The sequence below is a fragment of the Carbonicoccus niuqiaonis genome (assembly GCF_050157065.1).
Classification (GTDB): domain Bacteria; phylum Actinomycetota; class Actinomycetes; order Propionibacteriales; family Propionibacteriaceae; genus Avipropionibacterium.
Genome location: NZ_CP189573.1, coordinates 3,571,270 through 3,592,885, shown reverse-complemented (window position 1 = coordinate 3,592,885; position 21,616 = coordinate 3,571,270). Strand labels below are relative to the sequence as shown.

The following is a 21,616-nucleotide window of genomic DNA, read 5'->3' as shown; positions in this document are numbered from 1 at the left end:
CGTGAACAAGGCACCCCGGTGGGATGACGACATCCTGCCGGGGTTCTCGCGTCACGACATCGGGCTGCCCGGGGCCGAACGCGCGCCCGGTGAGCCCGAGGACGTGGAACTGGTCGCCACCCTCGTCCGCAAGGACACCCGGCTGCGCCCGTCGCGACGGGCGGTGCTGTACGTCCACGGTTGGAACGACTACTTCTTCCAAGCCCACCTTGCCGACTTCTGGGTCGACCGGGGTTTCGACTTCTACGCCCTCGACCTGCGGCGGTACGGCCGCAGCCTGCGCGAGGGTCACTTCGGGGGGTTCGTGACCGACCTGGCCGAGTACGACACCGAGCTCAGCGCCGCCGTCGACGAGATCCGCACCGACCATGATCAGGTGCTGTTGATGGGCCACTCCACCGGCGGTCTGATCTGCAGCGTCTGGGCCGCCGACAACCCCGGCCGGATCGACGGGCTGGTCCTCAACTCGCCGTGGCTCGACCTGCAGGCCACCGCCATGGTGCGAGCGTTGGGAACGCCGGTGATCGACGCGCTGGGCACCCGGATGGCGACCACCGTGCTCCCGGTCAGTGACCAAGACTTCTATTCCCGGGTCCTGCACACCAGGTCCGGCGGCGAATGGGACTACGACCTCAGCTGGAAGTCATCGCCGTCGGCTGCGGTCCGTGCGGGTTGGCTGCGGGCCGTGCTGCGGGGGCACCAGCGGGTGGCCGCCGGACTCGATATCGAGGTACCGATCCTGGTGATGGCCAGCGACCGTTCGCTGTTCCGACGCAAGTGGCACGACGACATGCGCCGCAGCGACACCGTGCTCGACGTCAGCCAGATCGCCCACCGCGCCATCCACCTCGGCTCGTGCGTGACCGTGGTCAGGATTGCCGGCGGGATCCACGACCTCGTGCTGTCGCCGGAACCCGTACGCAGCAAGGTGTTCTCCGAGATGGCCCGCTGGGTGCGCGGGTACGCGGCCTGGTACTGAGGCCGATTGGGCAGACCGGGGTGGGACAGCCCTTGACGACTTGGCCGTATTGGGCCACATTGGTGCCACTCCGCAGCGACGCACCCCGAAGGGCTCCCACATGACGGTCACCGACTCCAGCCAGGTTGCCACGAGCCCCGAGCGGGCGACCCTGTCGAGGCGGTCGTTCACCGGCCTGCTGGGTGCCTCGGTGGGCCTGACGAGTGCGGCCCTGGGAGGTGTCCGGGCGCCACGGGCGGTCGCCGCGGGGGACAACCTGCTGCCGAACGGTGGTTTCGAGACCATCGACGCGTCCGGTCACCCCGTCGGGTGGGATCGGGTAGGCACCGTCGAGTCGGTGACCGACCCCGTCCACGAGGGACAGCGGGCCGTACGGCTGGTCGACACCAGCGCGAGCGCAGGCACCTTCGTGCGCAGCGCCAAACTGCCGGCCGAACCGGCCGTCGTCTACAGCGCAACGGCCTGGACCCGGCGGACGAGCAGCAGACCGTACCTCTACCTTGAGTTCTGGGATGCCGCAGACACTCGGATCCAGACCACCCAGGTCAGCGCCGACGTCTCACACAGCGACTGGCAACAGTTGGCCGCACGGGCGGGGGCCCCCGATGCGGCCAGCCACGTCACGGTCCTGTGTTATGCCTCGGTTGCCGACATCGGCGACGTGTTCTTCGACGACGTCCGGTTGGTCCGGCCGCCCGCCGAGGAGGTGCGCGAGTTTCCGCTCGCCGCGTCGGGTCACCCGCGGTTGTACTTCACCCCCGACGAGCTGCCTGCGTTGCGGGAGCGCACCACCGACACCCGACCCAACCCGTGGGGTACGCCGGTGGCCGACGTCTGGCGCACGGTGGTAAACGAGGCCGACACCGCGGTGGCGGAGACCGAGTTCACGCAGGCCTACATCGCCGGGGTGTCCATCGTCTACCCGCTCCCGCCGGTGCAGCCGGAACCGCACGACCCGCCGCCCGGTTACACCGCCGGGCCGTACCCGTACTGGACCGCCATGGGCGAGGGCATCCGCCGTCGGTTGCAGGCGATGAGCCTCGCCTACGCGGGCACCGGGGACGAGCGGTATGCCTTGCGGGTCAAGGAATACCTGCTGTCGCTGGCCCAGTGGGAGACGTGGACCGACCCGGCGTACCAGACCTATTCCCGGACCCGCACCGAACTGGCCACCGCCGCCCTCACCATCGGTGTGGCCTTCGGCTACGACGTGATCCACGAGCTGCTCGACGAGACCGAGCGCACCACAATCCGGGAAGCGCTGATCACCCACGGCGTCCACAAGTTCTACCTCGACCTGACGACCCCGGCACCGGACAACCACTGGATGCTGCGGGCCAGTGCGCTGGCAACCGGGGCTGCCGTCGTGCACGGTACGGATGACCGCAGCAACGCCTGGCTGACCCGGGCGTCCAATGTGTTCAGCTGGTACCTCGACCTGTTCCAGACCGGCGGTCAGGAGGGATACGGCTACACCAGCTACTCGCTGGACAACATTCTGGAGGGGGCCGGCCACGTCACCCGCGTCACCGGTGCCGCCGGGGTGCTCGACAATCCGTACCTCAACCAGGCGAACGCTGCGGGCAAGATCAACTTGATGCGGTGGATCCTGCGTGGGCTGGTGCCGGGTAGCACCGCCCTCGCGCCGATCTCCGACTCATCGGCGGCGACCTACTTCGGGATCACCGCGGGGGTGCTGTCCAGCCAACTCGGGGACGGCCACGCTGGCTGGTACCTGCAACAGGCGAAGCCGTCGACCCCGGCGATGCAGCAGTTCATCTATGGCGACCCCGACATCCCGGTCACCGCACCGACCAACCTGCCGACCAGTGCGGTGATCGACGGTCTCGGCTGGGCGTCGATCCGGTCGGGCTGGGAGTTCGACGATCGGCTGCTGGTGATGAAGGCCAACGACTCCCGGCTCGGCCACAACCACTACGACCAGAACTCCTTCATCATCGGCAGCAATGGCAACTGGATCGCCGGTGACGCCGGCTATCGCAGCTACATCTCCGGACCGAAGAACGACTACACCGTCACCCATGGCCACAACACCGTCTACGTCGACGGCGAGGGCCAAGGCGTGCACCAGGGATTCCCACAGGGGCGAGGATCCATGCGCGCCGGGGTCGTGTCGGCCGCATGCGTGTTCGTCGTCGGCTCGGCCGCCGAAGCGTACGAGCAGACGCCTCTGGACCGCTTCGACCGGCACGTGCTGGCGCTGCCGGACCACTACTACCTGATGGTCGACCGGCTGGCGGCCCCCGCACCGCACGAGTACGACTGGCGACTGGGCACGGGCCCCAGCACCGAGTACCGACTTGATCAGGCCAGCTTCGAGGTGGGTGACAGTCGGGTCGGCCGGGTGGTCGACCAGTGGAACAACTCGGCGCAACTGCGGCTCACCGTGCTCGACGAGACGCCGCGCACGCTGTCGTTGGCGACCTGGCCCGGGGCCGAGGAGTATGGCCAACAGATCCACCTGAGCAGTGGGGCACCGGCCCGCGAGGCGGAGTTCATGACGCTGCTGCAGGCCGGGGCGCGGGAGACGCCGGGGCTGTTCCAGGCCGAGAGTCTGCCCGTCACGACGTCCGGGGCCGGGTTGCGCAACCTGGAGATCAGCGGCGCGACGGTGGTGTTCCTGCGGGCCACGGCAGTCGGCGACTGGATGGAGTTCCCGGTCGAACTGGCCGAGTCCGGCTCGTACGACATCCGCGCCTGGTTCGGCATGTCGCCGTCGTACGCGCAGCTCTCCTTCGCGATCGACGGGGTGACCCTGGGGGAGCCGGTGGACACCTACGCAGCCGACATCGGGCTCACCGACCCGGTCACCTTCGACAGCTTGTCGTTGACAGCCGGCGTGCACACCGTGCGGCTGACCGTCGTCGGGCGGAACGCCGCCTCGGCCGGGTTCTTCATCTCCGTCGATGCCTTCCAGATCGTGCGTTCCGGCACCTCGACTGAGGCGCCGCCACTGCCCACACTGGCCGCCCGGCGGGTGATCAGCGGGACCGGCGTCGGGGCCGTGGTGGTGCGGCCGGGGGCGAGCCGTGAGATCACCGACGTCATCGGACTCCGTCGCGGAGCTGCGCCGGTCGTGCTCGAAGGAGTCCGGACCGATGCCGAACAGTTCCTGGTCGGCTTCGAACGGGGTCCGGTGGTGGAGCGCTACGCCGTGACCGGTGGCACCACCGCCGTCGGCAAGTCACGGCGGTTGCTGGCCTGTGCGGCGCCGATCAACCTCGGCGTCGTCCACGACGAGGCGACGGCCACCACCCACGCGACACTGTCGACCGAGGTGGCCCAACAGGTGAGGTTCCACGTACGGCGTGGCGACACGATCACGCTGGACGGGCAGCCCGTCACGTCCGGCTTCGACGCTGGTCGGGAGTTGCTCACCATCACCGTCGAGCCCGGCCGACATGAGGTGGTTGTCCGCTGACCACCCCGGTACATGCCGACGTCCGGGGTGGGGGCAGGATGTAAGGGTGAACGAGCCACACGTCGTCATCGTCGGTGCCGGCTTCGCTGGCGTGGCCGCACGCGAGCGCCTGCTCAAGGGTGGTTGCCGGGTCACGCTGATCGACCAGCACCCGTACAACACGTTCCAACCGCTGCTGTACCAAGTGGCCACCGGCGGCCTGAACCCCGGTGACATCACCTTCCCGATCCGCAGTCTGAGCGGTCGCCACCGACATCGGGCGCGCTACCGCCGGTCCAAGGTGACCGGCCTCGATCCCGAGCAGCAGGAGGTCATCTGCTCCGACGGGGCACGGGTGGGCTACGACTACCTGGTGCTGAGCGCCGGTGTCGAGGCCAACTACTTCGGCATTCCGGGGGTGGCGGACTACTCGGTGTCGCTCTACACCCGGGCCGATGCGCTGCAGGCCCGCGACATGCTCTTCGGTGGGCTGGAACGACTGGCGGCCAAGTCCGACTCCCGGAGTCGATCCTTCACCGTCGTCGTGGTCGGTGGCGGCCCGACGGGGGTCGAGATGGCCGGGACGCTCGCGGAGATGCGGGAGGTGGCGATGCCGCGCTCCTTCCCCGAACTCGACCCGAAGAACATCCGGGTGGTGCTGGTGGAGATGGCGCCCCAGTTGCTGACCCCGTTCCACGACGACCTACAGGACTACACCCGCCGGCAGCTGGAGAAGCGCGGCGTCGACGTCCGGTTGGACACCGCCATCGCCAAGGTGCACGCCGACCGTGTCGAGTTCGGTGACGGCAGTTGCCTCGATTCCGATCTGGTCGTCTGGGCGGCCGGTGTCGGTGGCCGGGACGAGGTGCAGAGTTGGGACCTCGAGCTCGGTCGTGGCGGACGGATCCTCGTGGAGGACGACTACCGGGTGCGTGGTCATGACCTGATCTTCGCCGCCGGTGACGCCGCGGTGTCGGCGAACGAACCCCAACCCCAGTTGGCACAACCGGCGATGCAGATGGGCAAGCACGTCGCCGAGCAGATCCTCCGGCTGGAGCAGGGCCTGCCGACCGAGAAGTTCCACTACGCCGACCGCGGCTCGATGGCCACCATCGGGCAGCTCTCGGCCATCGTCGAGTTTCCGCAGGGTGCCCGCTTCACCGGCCCGGTCGCGTGGGTGCTGTGGATCGCGGTCCACCTGATGTATCTGCTGGGTGGCCGGAACCGGATCTCGACGATGTTCAACCTTGCCGCTCGCTACCTGGCATTTCGCCGTACGGGGGCGATCGTCGGTGACGTGCAGGACACCCCGGCAGAGCTCGGTCGTACAACCAAGGATCCGAACGTCAACGAGTGAGGCTGGGCCGTGGCAGGCACCCTGCACGTCGACGACATCGCTGCCTGCGAGTGACCGTACAGCCATCCTCGTGCCGGAGGCATGACCCAACCGCGTGCTTGCTGATCCTGCACCCCGACCGGTCACGCTGATCGGGTTGCCGACGGTCTAAGGTTGGCGCAACGGGCAGGAGGAGGAGTGCGTGGCGACACCAGAGCCGGTGCGGTGGACCGAGGTGTCCCCGTCGCAGTTCCCGCACGAGGCCGAGGGGCTGCAACTCGTCCGTGAGCTGCTGCCGGAGCAACCGCCGTTCCATGCTTGGTCCAACTTCGAGTTCCGGGACGGCCACGGCCGCTGGCACGAGGTCGATCTGTTGGTGCTGGGCCGTCGTCGGCTCCACCTGGTCGAGCTGAAGTACTACTCCGGGCGGCTGCGCGGTGACGACCACACCTGGCTGCGTGACGGGCGACGCGCCGAGGACTCGCCACTCAAGCTGGCCCGCCGCAAGGCGCAGTACTTCAGCAGCAAACTCAAGGACGAGTTCGAACGCTGGGTCCGGGAGACAAAGGCCAACGCGCCGCCCGCGCACACGGTCGTCCCGTGGGTGCAGGAGTCGGTGTTCCTGCACCACCCGAAGTTCGTCAGCGAACTGTCCGAGGCCAGTGCCATCGGGCTGTACGGCATCGACGGCCAGGAGCGACACAGCAACCTTCCCGGCATCTCTGAGCTGCTCCTCGAGCACGGGGACCCACGGCGACAGATTCGCGAACGGACGATCGCCGAGCTGATGAGCAGGATCGGCCTGGTGCAGCGTCGGGAACGGGAAGCGGGATCCTGGGTGATCCGGGAGGAGGCCATCGCCGACGGCGATGGTTGGCAGGAGTGGGAAGCATCCCACAAGATCAGCCAGCAACGACGTGCCCGGATCCGGATCCAGGTGCTGCCACCCACCGCACCCGAGGCCGAGCGGCGTCGGGTGGCCACCATCGCCGAGCACGAGTTCCGGGTGATGGAGCACCTCAACCACCAGGGCGTGCTGCGGCCCGAGGACCTGATCGACAGCGACCTCGGCGTCGGTCTGGTCTATCCGCTGGACGACGACTGGCAGCGGCTCGACCTGTGGCTGAGCGGGCAGCCGGACGGGGTGTCACTGGAGACCCAGCTTTCCATCATTCGGAAGGCCGGCGAGGCCCTGCAGTACGCCCACGGCAACAAGGTCGTCCACCGTGGCCTCAACCCGCACACCATCTGGGTCCGGGAACGGGAGGGTGAGCTCCGCGTGCAGGTGCGTGACTGGCAGTCCGCCGGCCGGGTCCGTGCCGAACACGGCACCGGCACCGCGACCGGGGTCACCGCACTGATCGGCGCCGACAGCGCCCGACCGGAGAGCACCGACCGTTGGCTGGACGCGTTCGCGGCCCCGGAGGGTGGCCTGCTGCAGGGGGTGGATCGGGTCCGCGTCGACGTGTTCGGCCTGGGCGCGCTGGCGTTCTTCCTGTTGGCCGGTGGCCGCCGACCGGCCGACTCGGCCACGGAGCTGGCCGCACGCCTGCGGCAACAGTCCGGGCTCGATCTTGCACCTGAACTGCCGGCGGTGTCGTCAGCCGTCCGGGAGGCGGTGCTCAACGCGACCCGCCCCGCGGTCTCGGAGCGGACCGCCGACGTACGCAGCTTCCTCGAGCAACTCGCCGACGAGGGCAGCCCGGCCGCCGACGCGGAGCCGGATCCTGACCCGCTCGACGCCGCACCCCAGGCACTGCTCGGTGGCCGGTTCCGACTGCTCCGACGACTTGGCACCGGATCGACGGCCGTCGGACTGCTGGTGCGCGATGAACACCAGGAACCGGCACGCGAGGTTGTGCTGAAGGTGGCCAGCAGTGACGCCGCTGCTGACCGGCTCCGCGACGAGGCCGAGGTGCTGCGGTCGATCACGAGCCCCCGCATCGTCAAGCTGCTCGAGGGTCCCATCGTCGTGGCAGGTCGCGACACCCTGGTATTGGAGAGTGCCGGCAACCACACGCTCGCCAAGGAGCTGGGGGATCGGCAGCGGCAGTCGCTGGACTACCTGGAGCGGTGGGGCACCGATCTGCTCCGGGCGTTGGTCGACCTCGATGCCGCCGGCATCGACCATCGCGACATCAAGCCCGCCAATTTGGGCGTACGGGAGAGCCGCAGCGACCGTGCGAAGCACCTGGTGCTCTTCGACTTCTCGCTCTCCCGGGCCGCGGCGTCGGCCGTCCGGGCCGGGACCCCGCCGTACCTCGACCCGTTCCTGGGGAGCGCCGGCCGGGAACTCTACGACACTGCCGCCGAACTGTACGCCGCGGCGGTGGTGCTGTTCGAGATGGCGACCGGGCAGCCGCCGGTGTACGGCGACGGGCTGTCCGACCCGGCCGCGATCAGTGATGAGGCGACCGTCGCCGACGGTGCCTTCGACCGGACGGTGGCCCAGCCGCTGGCAGGGTTCTTCCGCACCGCGCTGGCTCGGGACCGGAGCGCCAGGTTCGACACCGCCGGCGACATGTTGGCGGCCTGGCTACAGGTCTTCGGGCAGACCCAGACCGGCGCACCGGACAACGCGACCGAGTTGCAGGAGGCGGCGACGCCCGCAACGCCGTTGAGCGACGCGGGCCTGTCGGCCCGGGCCCTGTCGGCGCTGGAACCGTTCGACGTCCACACGGTGGCCGATCTGGTCTCGGTGGACGCGGTACGACTGGCGCGCCCCAGCGGGGTGAAGGAGCTGACCCGCAAGGAGATCCGCGCCGCCGCAGCCCGCTGGCGGAAGAAGTTTCCCTCGACCGTTCGGTCCAGGCCATTCGGCACCCCGACCCGGACAACGGTGCTGCCGGACCCCCTGGCGGTCGCCGAACTACTGCTCGACGCGGTTCGCGCAGACCGGAGCGAGACCAGGGCCCGGTACGCCGCGCAGATCCTCGGCACCACGCCGCAACCCGTCGACGCGTTCGCCACCCAGGCCCAGCTCGGTGCCAGTCTGCCCAAGCCGATCACGTCGGGTCGTGGCAACCAGCTGATCACCGAGCTGCACGACGCCTGGGGTTCCGACGACCGTTCCCGGCAGGTGCTCGACACGCTGGAACACGAGGTCGCGGCCCGGCTCGAGGCGTTGGGCACCGTCGCCACCGTGGGTGAGCTGGTCGACGGGCTGATCACCGTGATGGTCGAGGATCCGGCATCGGACGACAATGCCGAGACCCGCATCGTCGCCGGCCTGCTGCGTGTCGTGGTCGATCGACAACGCGCTCGGATCCGTGGCGGTCAGGACGACATCGTCGAGTATCAGCTGCGTCGCCGGGCCGGGCGTCCGGCGTTGATCGGCACCGATGCCGACATCCTGGATGTGGTGGAGGAGCTGGGCCGGGTGGCCGACCGGCTGGTGTCGGCGGTGAACCCGGGGGATGCGACCGATGCCTTGGTGCCAGCAGCGCGGGTCGCCGAGGAACTCATCGCTACGGTCAACCGCGCCGACACGGTGCCGGACGAGCTGCGGTCACCGGGCAGGCTGGCGCGGCTCGCCGCAGCCCTGTCCACCCGGTCGGCGGCGTCGGGCAACCACGAGCTGCACCACCGGGGGCTGTCGGCTGCCGGGGCGGTGTCGTTGAGCCTGCGTGCCGTGGCGGCCGGTCAGCAGCTTCCGCCGACCGAGTTGCGCGATCGCGTTCGGGCCCGGTTCCCGGCCATCGCTGCGCTGCCGGAGCGACCAGCCCTGGACCGCATCGTCGAGGAGTCGGAGCTGGACCTCGTCTACGACGATCGGCGACGCAGCTACGTGACACCGCAGTCACCGCACGACACCACCGGGCTGGAGTCGCGTGCCCCCACCACGGTGGCGGTCGCACTGCCGGCACTGTCGGTCGACGGCGTCGTCGGCCAGCGACTGAGCGACAGCATCGCCCGCCGGTCGTTCCTCGCCCTGGCGCCACCGGCCGCGCTGCTCGACCGCTTCCTCGTCGTGCTTCACGACAGGTACGACGCGACCATGATCAACATCACCGAGGTGTTGCTGCAGGCAATGCGCGAGCAGGCGGCGGTGGCGAAGCTGCCCTGGGCTGCGGTGCTGTCGGCCGACGCGGAGGCCAGTGGCAGTCGCGCCGCACAAGGGCTGCACGCCCTGGTGGGCAAGGCGATGCCCGCGGTGGCAGCGGCGATCGACACCGCCCTGACCGCCGGCGGATCCGGGCCGGTGGTCCTCACCGACGCGTCGGTGCTGGCCCGCTACGCCGCACTCGGCACGCTCAGCCGCTGGACCGACCTGGCGACCGCACGCAGCCGACCGCTGTGGTTGGTGGTGCCGCAACTGCTGGCCGACCGTGGGCCGGTGCTCGAAGGCCGCCCCCTGCCGCTGGCCGCACCGGGGCAGTTCGTGGCGGTTGACCGGAGCTGGATCGACAGTCGTCGTCAACCGGAGGGTGCCTCGGCATGATCAACTCGACCGACCTCGTCGCAGCACTCCAGCGCCAGGTGCTGACGCTCGAGGACGACCTGCGGGAGCGACTGGATCTGTTGCCCGCAGATCGGGAACGCTGGCAGGACGAGCATCGGCGGCTGCTGCGCGCCGAACGGACCGCTGCCGGCTGGACCGCGTGGCGCGACGACCGGGTGACCCAGGCTGCGGTCGCCTGGGTGCTGACGACGGTGTTCATCCGGTTCTGTGAGGACAACCGACTGGTCCGTCCGGTGTGGATCAGTGGCCCCGTCGAGCGGCGCCGGGAGGCGACCGACGCCCAGCTCGCCCACTTCCGCACCCACCCCGACCACACCGACCGCGAATGGTTGCAGACCGCGATCGCCCACCTGGCCAGGCTCCGGGCCACCGCACCGCTGGTCGAGGAACATTCCCCACTGTGGACGATCTCACCGTCGGGGCAGGCCGTGACCGACCTGCTGCAGTTCTGGCGGCGCACCGACGATGCCGGTGAGTTGATCTTCGACTTCACCGACCCGGAGCTGTCCACCCGATTCCTCGGTGACCTCTACCAGGACCTGTCCGATCACGCCAAGAGGACCTTCGCCCTGTTGCAGACCCCGGAGTTCGTGGAGGAGTTCATCCTCGACCAGACCCTGGAGCCGGCACTCACCGAACGTCCCCTCGACGGCTTCACGATCATCGACCCCACCTGCGGTTCGGGGCACTTCCTGCTCGGCGCCTTCCACCGGTTGCTGGACCGGTGGGACCGGCAGGCGCCGGCGCTCGACCGGCAGGAACGGGTGCGGCTCGCCGTCGAATCGGTGTACGGGGTCGACATCAACCCGTTCGCGGTGGCCATCGCCCAGTTCCGGTTGACCGTGGCGGTGCTGCTCGCCTGCGGACTGCGCGAGCTGGACGAGGCTCCTGCGGTGGAGTATCACGTGGTGGCGGGGGACTCGTTGCTGTTCGGTCGCGACGCGGAGACCTTGCCCTTCGAGGGGGCCGACTATGACCAGCAGATGTCAGACATCGCCTACACCACCGAGGACGTCGACCGACTCAAGAGGATCCTCACCCCCGGGCAGTACGACGTTGTCGTCGGCAACCCGCCCTACATCACGGTGAAGGACAAGCATCTCAACAAGGCGTACCGGGCGCTGTACCCGACCTGCAAGGGAACCTATGCGCTGACCGTGCCCTTCATGGAACGCTTCTTTGCCTTGGCGAAGCCTGCTCGTGGTGATCAACCCGCCGGGTGGACGGGCCAGATCACGTCGAACTCGTTCATGAAACGGGAGTTCGGGTCGAAGCTGATCGAGGAGTTCCTGGTCGCCAAGGACCTCCGGTTGGTCGCCGACACCTCGGGGGCCTACATCCCCGGGCACGGGACGCCGACGGTGATCATCACCGGGCGGAACCAGCGTCCGGTTGGGTCGACAGTCCGGGCGGTGCTCGGGATCCGTGGGGAGCCGGGGCGTCCGGCGGATCCGGCCGAGGCCATGGTGTGGTCGTCGATCGTTGATCACGTGGGGGACCCCGGCCATGAGGATCAGTGGCTATCTGTTTCGGACCTCGATCGCTCAGCTCTTCGTGATCATCCGTGGAGTTTGAGTGGCGGCGGTGCTACCGATCTCCTAGAAGTAATTGAGCAAGCGCCCTCCCAACTGGGTAGAGGGGTGGACAGTATCGGACGCACAACTGTTGTTGGAGAGGATGATGCGTGGTTCATCCGTGGATCGACCGTGCGTGCGCTGAATCTCGAGAATTTCGTCACACCGATTGTCGTTGGCGAGAATGTCCGTGACTATGCCATAGGTGCGGACGCACTTGTGCTTTGGCCGTATGTTGACGTCTTCAAGCCTTCGTGGGTTTCTCCCGAATCGGTTCTGGTTGCGAGGTGTCTATGGCCTAATCGTTCATGGCTGGAGAAGCGCGTCATTTTCGGCAAGACGCTGAAGCAGCGCAATCGTCCGTGGTACGACCACCTCGAGTGCTACACGTCCAAGATGCGAACACCACTTGGGATCACGTACGCGGAAGTCGCCACGCACAACCACTTCGTGCTGGACCGGGGTGGCAAGGTCTTCAAGCAGACAGCCCCAGTGATCAAGTTGCCGGAGGCGGCCACCGAGGATGATCATCTCGGGCTGCTCGGCGTCCTCAACTCGTCGACCGCATGCTTCTGGCTGAAGCAGAACTGTTACAACAAGGGCAACGGCGGAATCGGCGGGGGGATCGGCGACGAGGACTGGGAGCCTCGCTATCAGTTCGGTGGGACGACCTTGCAGGACTACCCACTGCCGGAGACGCTCCCGCGGGAGCGTGCCCGCTCGCTGGATCGCCTGGCGACCAGCCTGAGCGCTGCGGCACCGGAGCAGGTTGTCGAGGGGGTGCCGACCGCTGCGACCTTGGCGCAGGCAGCGGCAACGTCGGCGTCGATCCGCGGCCGGATGATTGCCGAGCAGGAAGAGCTCGACTGGGCTGTCTACGGACTGTACGGGCTGCCGGGTGGCGAGCTGGTCCACCAGGGTGATGACCTGCCGGAGATTGCCCTGGGTGAGCGCGCCTTCGAGATCGCGCTGGCCCGCAAGGTCGCGGCCGGCGAGGAGGAGACGGCGTGGTTCGCGCGGCATGGGTCGACGCCGATCACCGAGATCCCGGCGCACTGGCCGGAGGCCTACCGTGACCTGGTGCAGCGGAGACTCGACCTGATCGAGGCCGACGCCGGGGTTGCGCTGTTGGAGTCGCCGGAGCACAAGCGACGCTGGTCTGCTGAGCCGTGGCAGACGCGGCAGGACCGAGCACTGCGCGGCTGGCTGCTCGACCGGCTGGAGGACCGCGCGTTCTGGTTCAGCGGTCCGACCCCGACGCCGAAGAGCGTGGCCCAACTGGCCGATGCCGTGGGTAGTGACGCCGATCTCGTCTCGGTGCTGCAGCTGTGGGAAGGTCGCCCCGACGTGCCGGTGGTCGACTCGTTGACCCGGCTGCTGACCGATGAGGCCGTCCCCTATCTGGCGGCCCTGCGGCTGAAGGAGCCGGGCCTGCGCAAGCGCCGGGCGTGGGAGGAGACGTGGCAGCTGCAGCGCCGCGAGGATGCCGGCGAGGATGTCGGACCGATCCCCGTGCCGCCGAAGTACACCACCGCTGACTTCCGCAAGCAGAGCTGGTGGCAACACCGCGGCAAACTGGACGTCCCGAAGGAACGGTTCATCCTCTATCCGGACGCGGGCCGAGTCACCGACCCGACCCTGTTGCTGGGCTGGGCCGGCTGGGACCACGCTGAACAGTCCCTCGCGCTGGCCGCCATCATCGCCGCCCGCGAGGAAGAAGGCCGCCCCGACGACGACCTGGTGCCACTGGTCGCCGGGCTGGCCGAGCTGCAACCCTGGGTGGCGCAGTGGCACTCCGACATCCACCCCGTCTACGGCCAGAGCCTGGCCGTGTTCTGCCAGGAGCAGCTGGACGAACGATCCCGCCAGGTCAACCAGTCGATCGAGCAGCTGGCCGCCTGGCGACCGGCCGCACGGGCACGCAAGTCAACCCCACGAAAGTCAGCCAGGGCACGAAAGGCGACCACATGACCACGCTGCTCAAGGACCTGATCGACATCCCCGAGCGGGCCGGTGCCGAGGACTATGTGCTGCGGCTTACCGACAGTGTCGGCGAGGATCGGGTCCACCGCACCCTCGACGCCTACGTCGTCACCCCCGACATCGCCGACTCGTTCGACACCGCACTCGGGCTGGTCGCCGACGCGGTCGGCAACGGGGTCAGTCGTGGTGCCTTCCTGACCGGCTCCTTCGGCTCCGGCAAGAGTCACTTCATGGCCGTGCTGCACGCCCTACTGCGACACGAACCGTACGCTCGCAGCAAGGCCGAACTGCAGTCCGTCATCGCCCGCCACGACGGTGCGCTGCAGGGCAAGACGTTCCTGCCCCTGGCGTTCCACCTGCTCGGGGCCGAGACCCTCGAGCGGGCCGTCTTCGACGGCTACCTGCGCCAGATCCGCGAGCTGCATCCCGACGCGCCGCTACCGGCGCTGCACCGCTCCGACGCCCTGCTGCGCGACGCGGCCGGCCTGCGGGAACGACTCGGCGACGACAAGTTCTTCGAAGGCCTGAACGGCGGCGCCGAGGCCCACGACGACGTCTGGTCCGGCATCCTCGGCGCCGGCACCTGGGACGCGCAGACCTACCGGGCGGCCGAGGCGGCCAACCCGGCCGCCGAGGATCGACAACAACTCGTCAGCGCCCTGGTGGAGAACTACTTCCAGGCCTACACACAGCAGGCGAGGTACGTCGACCTCGACACCGGACTGGCCGCCATCTCCGCCCACGCCGACCGACTCGGCTACGACGCGGTGGTGCTGTTCCTCGACGAACTCGTGCTCTGGTTGGCGTTCGGCGTCCAGGACCGGGAATTCTTCCGCCGCGAGTCGCAGAAGATCACCAAGCTGGTCGAGTCGTCGGTGGGCCACCGCCCCGTCCCGCTGATCTCGTTCGTCGCGCGCCAGCTCGACCTGCGGCAATGGTTCGCCGACGCCGGCGCCAGCGGTGCCGAACAGGACGCCCTCGACCGGGCCTTCAAGCACCAACAGGGCCGCTTCGCCACCATCGAGCTCGGCGACGACAACCTGCCCCACGTCGCCCAGCAACGCCTTCTCACCCCCCGCGACGACGAGGCCCGGCAGTCGCTGGAGGAATCGTTCCGCGGCCTGGACCGGCGTCCGGCGGTGTGGGACGTCCTGCTCGACGGCGTCAACACCGATGATGCACACCGAGGCGCCGACGAGGCCGCGTTCCGCCAGACCTACCCGTTCTCACCCGCCCTGGTGTCGACGCTGCGGTCACTGGCCAGCGTGATGCAGCGAGAGCGGACCGCGCTCAAGGTGATGCAGCAGATGCTGGTCGACCAACGAGACGAGCTGACCGCCGCCGACGTCATCCCGGTCGGCGACGCGTTCGACTACGTCGTCCAAGGGCACAGCGGTCAGGCTCTCGACCAGAAGGTGGCCGCCCTGTTCCGGGCCGCCAACACCCTGTACGCCGAGAAGCTCCGGCCAGTGCTGCTGGCCAAGTACGACCTGTCCGAGGCCGATGTCGCTGCCGGCAAGGAGCGACCCCCGGGCCTGCTCGCCGACGAGCGACTCGCCCAGACCCTGTTGATGTCGGCCGTTGCGCCCAACGTGCCCGCGTTGAAGGGTCTCACCCCGTCACGGCTGGCGGCGCTCAACCACGGCTCGATCGTGTCCCCACTGCCCGGCAACGAGGCCACCATGGTGGCGGCCAAGGTCCGGGAATGGGCCAGGCACGTGCCCGAGATCCACATCGAGAACGAGGCCCGCAACCCGATCATCCGGGTGGAGCTGTCGGACGTCGACTACGAGTCGATCGTCGAGAAGGCGCGCGGTGAGGACAACGAGGGCCGCCGGCGCGAGTTGATCAAGGAACTGGTGATCGAGAGCCTCGGGGTCAACCTCGGCTCCGAGGACGTGCGCGGCGCCCGGCCCTACCAGATCGTCTGGCGAGGGTCCCGGCGCGACGTCGACCTGGTGTTCGGCAACGTCCGTGACAGCAGTTGGCTGCCCGAGGACGCGTTCACCGCCCGCCCCGGCACCTGGCGGGTCGTCGTCGACCACCCGTTCGACGAGGCCGGCCACACCTCCGCCGAGGACCTGCAACGCCTCGAGAGCATGATGGCTGGAGACTTCCGCAGCCAGACCATTGTGTGGCTGCCGCGCTTCTTCGCCGAGGACCGGATGCGCGACGTCCGACGCCTCGTGATCCTGAACTGGCTGCTGGAGGGCAGTGGCGAGCGCTGGTCACGGCACGCCGATCACCTCAGCGAAACCGACCGGGTGCAGGCCCGCGCAATCCTGGAGTCGCAGCGCGCCACGCTGCGCCACTCGTTGCTGCGCGCCATCCAGGAGGCCTACGACGCCGCCGCACCGTCGGGCACCGATGTGGTCGAGGACGCCGCCCACGAACGGGTGCTGACCTCGATGGACAGTGCGTTCCAGCCGCAGCGACCGGTCGGCGCCACGCTGGCGGCCGCCTTCGACAACCTGCTCCGGCAGGCGTTCGACGCCACCTACCCGGGGCATCCGGTGTTCGATCCCGCAGACACCGAGATCAGGGTGCGTGACCTCAAGGCGGTGGCCGAACACGTCGAACGGGCGATGACCGACCAGGCGCACCGGGTGCCGCTGCAGGGTGACATCGCCGCCGTCCGTCGCGTCGCCAACACCCTCGGCGTCGGTCAGGCCGCCGAGACCCACTTCATCCTGAGCGACGACCGGTTCGAGCCGTGGGCGACCCAGTTCGCCCGGGAGCTGGGTCGACGTGGTGACCAACATGCCCCGGTGACGGTGCGTGAGATGCGCAGCTGGATCGACGCCATGGTTCCGGCGAAGGGGTTGCGCGACGAGGTGGCCGACCTGGTCGTGCTGACCTGGGCCGCACTGCGGCTGCGCGCGTGGTACAACTTCGGCGCCGCCATCCCGACCCCGGCACCGGGCAGCCTGCGGCCCGAGATGGAGATGCGCGAACAGGCGCTGCCCGAGTCGGCCGCGTGGGACCGTGCGGTGGCGCGGGCCGGTGAGGTCTTCGGGGTCGCTGCCAACCCCCACCTGACACCGCAGGCGGTGGCCGAGCTGAGCCAGGCCGTCCGACGCCAGGTCACCGACCTCCACGGCCCCGCCGCCACGCTGTTGTCGGCCCTGCGCGAGTCGTACCCCCGGGTCAGCCTTGACCCGGACGGTGCGGCGCCCCGGCTCGCGACGGCCCGGACGGCCACCCACCTGTGTGACCAACTGCGGCACCTCGACGGCGTCGACCTGGCCAACCGGTTGGCGGCCGACGACCACGTGACCGACGCAGCACTGGGCCGTTCCCTCCGCTCCGCGGCCGCCGTTGCTGACGGGCTGCGACAGTTCGCGTGGGACAGGCTGGCCCCGCTCCGCCAGGCTGCTGCGGGCGAAGGGGCACGTGCCGACGAGGCCGCGCACATCCTGGAGACCCTTCGGCAGCAGTTGGAGGCCGACGAACTGTCGGCACTGATCGGCGCGGCGATGCGCAACACCGATGAGCGGCTGTACGCCTGGTTGGCAGCCGCGCAGCCGACCCCGAAGCCGACACCCCCGAAGCCGCCCACGGGGTCGCCATCACCTGCCGGCGGTGCCCGGCGTGGTGGACGACGACTGGCCGCCGGTGACCCGGTCGACCAGGTGCTGGGTGACCTCGACCGGTTCCGGCAGCAGCACGCCGACGTCGAGGTCGAGGTCGAATGGCGGATCGTCGAGTGACCGTCCAGGCTGCGGTTCCGGTGGCGGTGGTCGGCCGGGCCATGGTGCGCGCCATCATCGACTACGTGGTGGAGCGTCGCTACACCAGTCGGGACGGCGCCATCGGCATCCGCGGACGGGTCGCCGAGCCGGAGCAGCGCTTCGACCATGCCGGGACGCCAGTCAGGGTGGTCAGCTGTCCCTCGTCGCTGGCCGCCCGCGAGGTGCTGGCACAGCGCGTTCCCGACGAGTGGTTGGTGATCGTCACCGACCGCCCGGAGAGCGATCTGGGGCCGGGGGTGCTGACGCACCTGGTGGGACAGCAACTCCGCAGTCCTGATCCGTGGCAGGCCGTCCGGCAGCGCTTCGCCGCGACCGGGATCGATGCCCAGTTGATCACTCGTCACGGGCACCGGGACCTCGCCCTGGGTCTGCTGGACGTGTTGCCCACCGACGGGTGGCCGCCGGCACCGGCCGGGCTGCTCACCCGCGACCATGCCTTCGGTGCCGTGGCCCGCCACGCGTTGGGGCTGCCCGACGGCCCGGTCGATGCGGTGACGGTCCTGGGCTGGTCGTCGAGACAGGCCACCCCCGGACAACTCGCCGACCTGCGCACCCGTGGCGGGGATCGGCTCTGCGACGCCGTCGTGGCATGGCTGGGCGCGGCCGCCGGAGATGCCGCGCCGGCCGTCACGGAGTTGCTCCTCGCCGGTCGTCCCGGCGATCTGCTCCCGCTCGGGCTGGCGGTGAAGCTGCTGACCGACAGCGAACAGCGTCCGGCCGCCGAGCTGGCACTCGCGCGACTCAGTCACCGGTGGACTCCGGCACCGGACACCGCCATCCGGCAACTCGCCGAACAGACCGGGACCATCACCGGCACCCTGCTGCTGGATGCCCGACGTCGGGCCGATGCCGAACAGGCACTCGCCCGTGCCGACCAGCTCCTCAAGGAGGGACAGGCCACCCATCTCACGGCGGAGTCCGACCTGTTGGGCTCCGGCCTCGAGGCACGATTCCGTGAACTCGCAGACGCGCTGCTCGGTGAGACAACCACCAGTGGAGACGGGATCGAGCGGGCCTGGCGGCGGATCGGCGACCACGCCCTCGGCGAGACCCATCCGCTGCGATCCGCCTTTCACGGGGCCGTCAGGCTCTCCCGGTGGCTGGCCGATGTTGATCATGGTTCGTCCGGGGCAGCCGGGCACCGCGCCGCTGCCTTCGCCGGGCTGGTCCGGCGTCAGCTCGACGTGGACGGCTATGTCGACGCCGCGGTCAACGACGCCGCCGCAGGCGCCGCCGATGAGCACCTCGGCAAGGCCCTGGGGCATGTGCTGAGCCTGTCCCGCGATGCCCGGGATGCCCACGACGCCGCATTCGCGAAGGCGCTCGGCGACCACGGGGTCGCCGAGTTCGAGCCGTTGACCGACACCGGGGGTGCGGTGTTCCCGCTGGAGCGGGTGCTGCCCGACCTCGTCATCCCGCTCGCGCGACGGAGCCCGGTGCTGCTGCTGGTGCTGGACGGACTGAGCACCGGTGTGTCTGTCGAACTGTTCGACGATCTGATCAACGCTGCCGGAGCACGTTGGCAGGAACGGCTGTTCGCAGGCCAGGAGCGACGGGTGGCAGGAGTGTCGGTGCTGCCCAGCATCACCGAAGTGAGCCGGGCCTCGCTGCTGGCCGGGCGACTGACGCAGGGACAGCAGAACGTCGAACACAAGGCGTACGGTGCCCTCACCTCCGCCCACGGAGTGGCCGCATCCCTGTTCCACAAGGGGGATCTCGACAAGGTGCGAGGCGGTCACTCCGTCGCCGACACCGTCCGCGCCGCGATCGACGACGTCGAGCGGCCGCTGGTCACGTGCGTGCTCAACACCATCGACGACGCCCTCGACCGCAGCGACCCGGCCGGCACCCACTGGTCGGTCGACGCGGTGAAGCACCTGTCGGCGCTGTTGGAGCGGGCCCGTGACGCCGGCCGTACGGTCGTGATCACCTCCGACCACGGGCACGTCGTCGAACGCCGTCAGGGGTACTCGCGCCTGGCGTCGGGGGTGCCAGGCGCAACGCGGCATCGCCCGGTCGGCGGCGTCTCGACAAGCTCGACGAGCGGCTCGGCAAGCTCGACGGGCGTCTCGACAGGCTCGACGGGCGTCTCGACAAGCTCGACGGGCGCGGTGGCCGAGGACGAGATCCTGGTGCGGGGTGACCGGGTGATGACGTCGGACCACACCGCCGTGCTGGCGGTCAACGAACGACTCCGCTACGGACCGATCAAGGCGGGCTATCACGGAGGAGCCAACCCGGCCGAGGTGGTGGTGCCGGTGATCGCTCTGGTGCCCAGCGACGTCGAACAGCCCGATGACGTCGGACTGGCCACTCCGGCGGAGCCGGACTGGTGGAGCGGTCCGACCGACAGTGCGCGACGGGCCACACGACTCTTCCGGGCCACCCGCGGCCCATCGGATCTCACGCTGGCTCAGCAGCCGTTGCTCGACGAGCCGGAGCCGGCAGAACCGGGAGGATTCGGTGCCGCGGTGGTCGCGACGCCGACGTACGCTGATCAGCGCACGCTCGCGGGCCGCATCGCGATCACCGACGAACAGGTCGTGAGGTTGCTCGACGCGCTTTCCCAGTCTGCCCACGGCCGGATCTCGATCACTCAGGTGGCCAAGATCCTGGGCGTCGCGGTGGCACGGGTGCCGGGAGCGTTCGAGCAGTTGCGGCGACTGCTCAACGTCGAGGGCTACTCGGTGGTCCGGCGTGATCCGAGCACCGGCATGGTGATCCTGGACGAGCAGCTGCTCCGTGAACAGTTCGGAGTCGGCCGGTGAGTGCGGTGTCGCCGCGGCGACGACGCGAGGTCATCGATGCGCTGCGCCGCGGCACCGTACCGGCCCAGGGACTCGACCTGCTTGCTGTCGGCCTGGACCCGTTCCGGGCCGCACTCGATGCCGAGCTCGACCTGGTCGCCGGTGGCGGTGCGGTGTTCAAGGCGGTCCGGGGTGAGTACGGCTCCGGCAAGACCTTCTTCAGCAGGCATCTTGCCGAGCGTGCCCGTCGACGCGGCTTCGCAACGGCCGAGGTGCAGATCTCCGAGACCGAGACTCCGCTGCACCGGTTGGAGACGGTGTACCGGCGGATCACCGAGTCGCTGCGCACCGCGTCTGTGCCACCGAGTGCCTTCCGGTCGGTCCTCGACTCGTGGCTGTTCACACTGGTCGACGAGGTCGTCGCCGGCCGCGACGGCGACGTTGCCGCCAGCACCGAGGTTGATCCCGCGGCCGTCGATCGGGTGCTGGACGAACGGCTGGCCACCGTGAGTCGTACGATGCCGGCCTTTGCCGCCGTGCTGCGGGCCTACCGCGGCGCGGTGGCGGCGGACGACAACCCGAGGGCCGAGGCGTTGGTGGCGTGGTTGGGTGGGCAGCCACACGTCGCGGCGGCCGCCAAGCGGTCGGCCGGTGTCAAGGGTGACCTTGATCATTTCGGCGCGATGGGCGCCCTACAAGGATTGTTGGTGGTGCTCCGCGACGCCGGCCACCCCGGTCTGCTGGTGGTGCTGGACGAGGTCGAGACGCTGCAGCGGATGCGGGGAGACGTCCGGGACAAGGCGCTCAATGCCATGCGTCAACTCGTCGACGAGGTGGACTCGGGCCGCTATCCGGGGCTCTACCTGTTGATCACCGGCACCCCGGCCTTCTTCGAGGGGCCGTCGGGGATCAACCGGTTGGCGCCGTTGGCGCAACGACTGCGGGTCGACTTCGACACCGATGCCCGCTTCGACAACCCGCGGGCGGTGCAGCTGAGGCTGCGCGGCTTCGACCATGCGGCGCTGGTGGAGCTCGGCGGCCGGGTCCGCGACCTGTACGCCGACGGCAGCGAGCACGCCGAGCGGGTGCGTACCGTCGTCGACGATGCGTACGTGACCCACTTGGCGGCCGCCGTGGCCGGCGACCTGGGTGGCAAGGTCGGCGTCGCGCCCAGGATCTTCGTGAAGAAGCTGGTCGCAGACGTCCTCGACCGGGTTGATCAGTTCGAGGACTTCAACCCCACCGAGCACTACCAACTGACGATCGGTGATCAGGACCTCACCGAGGTCGAGCGCAACCTGGCCCGTCCCGTACGGTCGGGTGACATCGATCTCGACCTGTGACGGTCGGGCGCGGCACCGG

The 21,616-nt window shown here is 69.3% G+C and carries 8 protein-coding genes; all 8 read left to right on the top strand.

Going from position 1 to position 21,616, the window contains the following annotated elements:
- The first annotated feature begins 1 nt into the window (after position 1).
- The 8 genes from ACQBAU_RS16440 (at position 2) to brxD (ending at position 21,597) form a co-directional block, all read left to right on the top strand.
- On the top strand, positions 2-979 hold the full coding sequence (locus ACQBAU_RS16440; protein WP_465255572.1) for an alpha/beta hydrolase: 978 nt from the start codon (positions 2-4) through the stop codon (positions 977-979).
- A gap of 100 nt (positions 980-1,079) precedes the next feature.
- Positions 1,080-4,421, top strand: a complete 3,342-nt coding sequence (locus ACQBAU_RS16435; protein ID WP_465255573.1) for a heparinase II/III domain-containing protein — start codon at positions 1,080-1,082, stop codon at positions 4,419-4,421.
- Between the two features lie 46 nt (positions 4,422-4,467).
- A complete protein-coding gene (locus ACQBAU_RS16430; RefSeq protein WP_465255574.1) occupies positions 4,468-5,757 on the top strand; it encodes an NAD(P)/FAD-dependent oxidoreductase in 1,290 nt (429 codons plus the stop codon).
- A 181-nt stretch (positions 5,758-5,938) separates the two neighbouring features.
- Positions 5,939-10,177 carry a BREX system serine/threonine kinase PglW gene (pglW, locus tag ACQBAU_RS16425; protein WP_465255575.1) on the top strand — a complete coding sequence of 1,413 codons (4,239 nt, stop codon included), beginning with the start codon at positions 5,939-5,941 and terminating at the stop codon, positions 10,175-10,177.
- On the top strand, positions 10,174-13,743 hold the full coding sequence (pglX, locus tag ACQBAU_RS16420) for a BREX-2 system adenine-specific DNA-methyltransferase PglX (RefSeq protein WP_465255576.1): 3,570 nt from the start codon (positions 10,174-10,176) through the stop codon (positions 13,741-13,743). The genes pglW and pglX overlap by 4 nt, the downstream gene beginning before the upstream one ends.
- Complete coding sequence (locus ACQBAU_RS16415) at positions 13,740-17,465, top strand: BREX-2 system ATPase PglY family protein (RefSeq protein WP_465255577.1); 3,726 nt, start codon at positions 13,740-13,742, stop codon at positions 17,463-17,465. Before pglX ends, ACQBAU_RS16415 begins: the two co-directional genes overlap by 4 nt.
- Complete coding sequence (pglZ, locus tag ACQBAU_RS16410) at positions 17,447-20,275, top strand: BREX-2 system phosphatase PglZ (protein ID WP_465255578.1); 2,829 nt, start codon at positions 17,447-17,449, stop codon at positions 20,273-20,275. Before ACQBAU_RS16415 ends, pglZ begins: the two co-directional genes overlap by 19 nt.
- On the top strand, positions 20,272-21,597 hold the full coding sequence (gene brxD / locus ACQBAU_RS16405; RefSeq protein ID WP_465255579.1) for a BREX system ATP-binding protein BrxD: 1,326 nt from the start codon (positions 20,272-20,274) through the stop codon (positions 21,595-21,597). The genes pglZ and brxD overlap by 4 nt, the downstream gene beginning before the upstream one ends.
- Positions 21,598-21,616 lie beyond the last annotated feature (19 nt).

Excerpts from the sequence above, each read along its gene's own strand:
- ACQBAU_RS16435 (WP_465255573.1), top strand. The coding sequence starts at position 1,080 with ATGACGGTCACCGACTCCAGCCAGGTTGCCACGAGCCCCGAGCGGGCG.
- pglX (WP_465255576.1), top strand. The coding sequence starts at position 10,174 with ATGATCAACTCGACCGACCTCGTCGCAGCACTCCAGCGCCAGGTGCTG.
- ACQBAU_RS16415 (WP_465255577.1), top strand. The coding sequence starts at position 13,740 with ATGACCACGCTGCTCAAGGACCTGATCGACATCCCCGAGCGGGCCGGT.
- pglZ (WP_465255578.1), top strand. The coding sequence starts at position 17,447 with ATGGCGGATCGTCGAGTGACCGTCCAGGCTGCGGTTCCGGTGGCGGTG.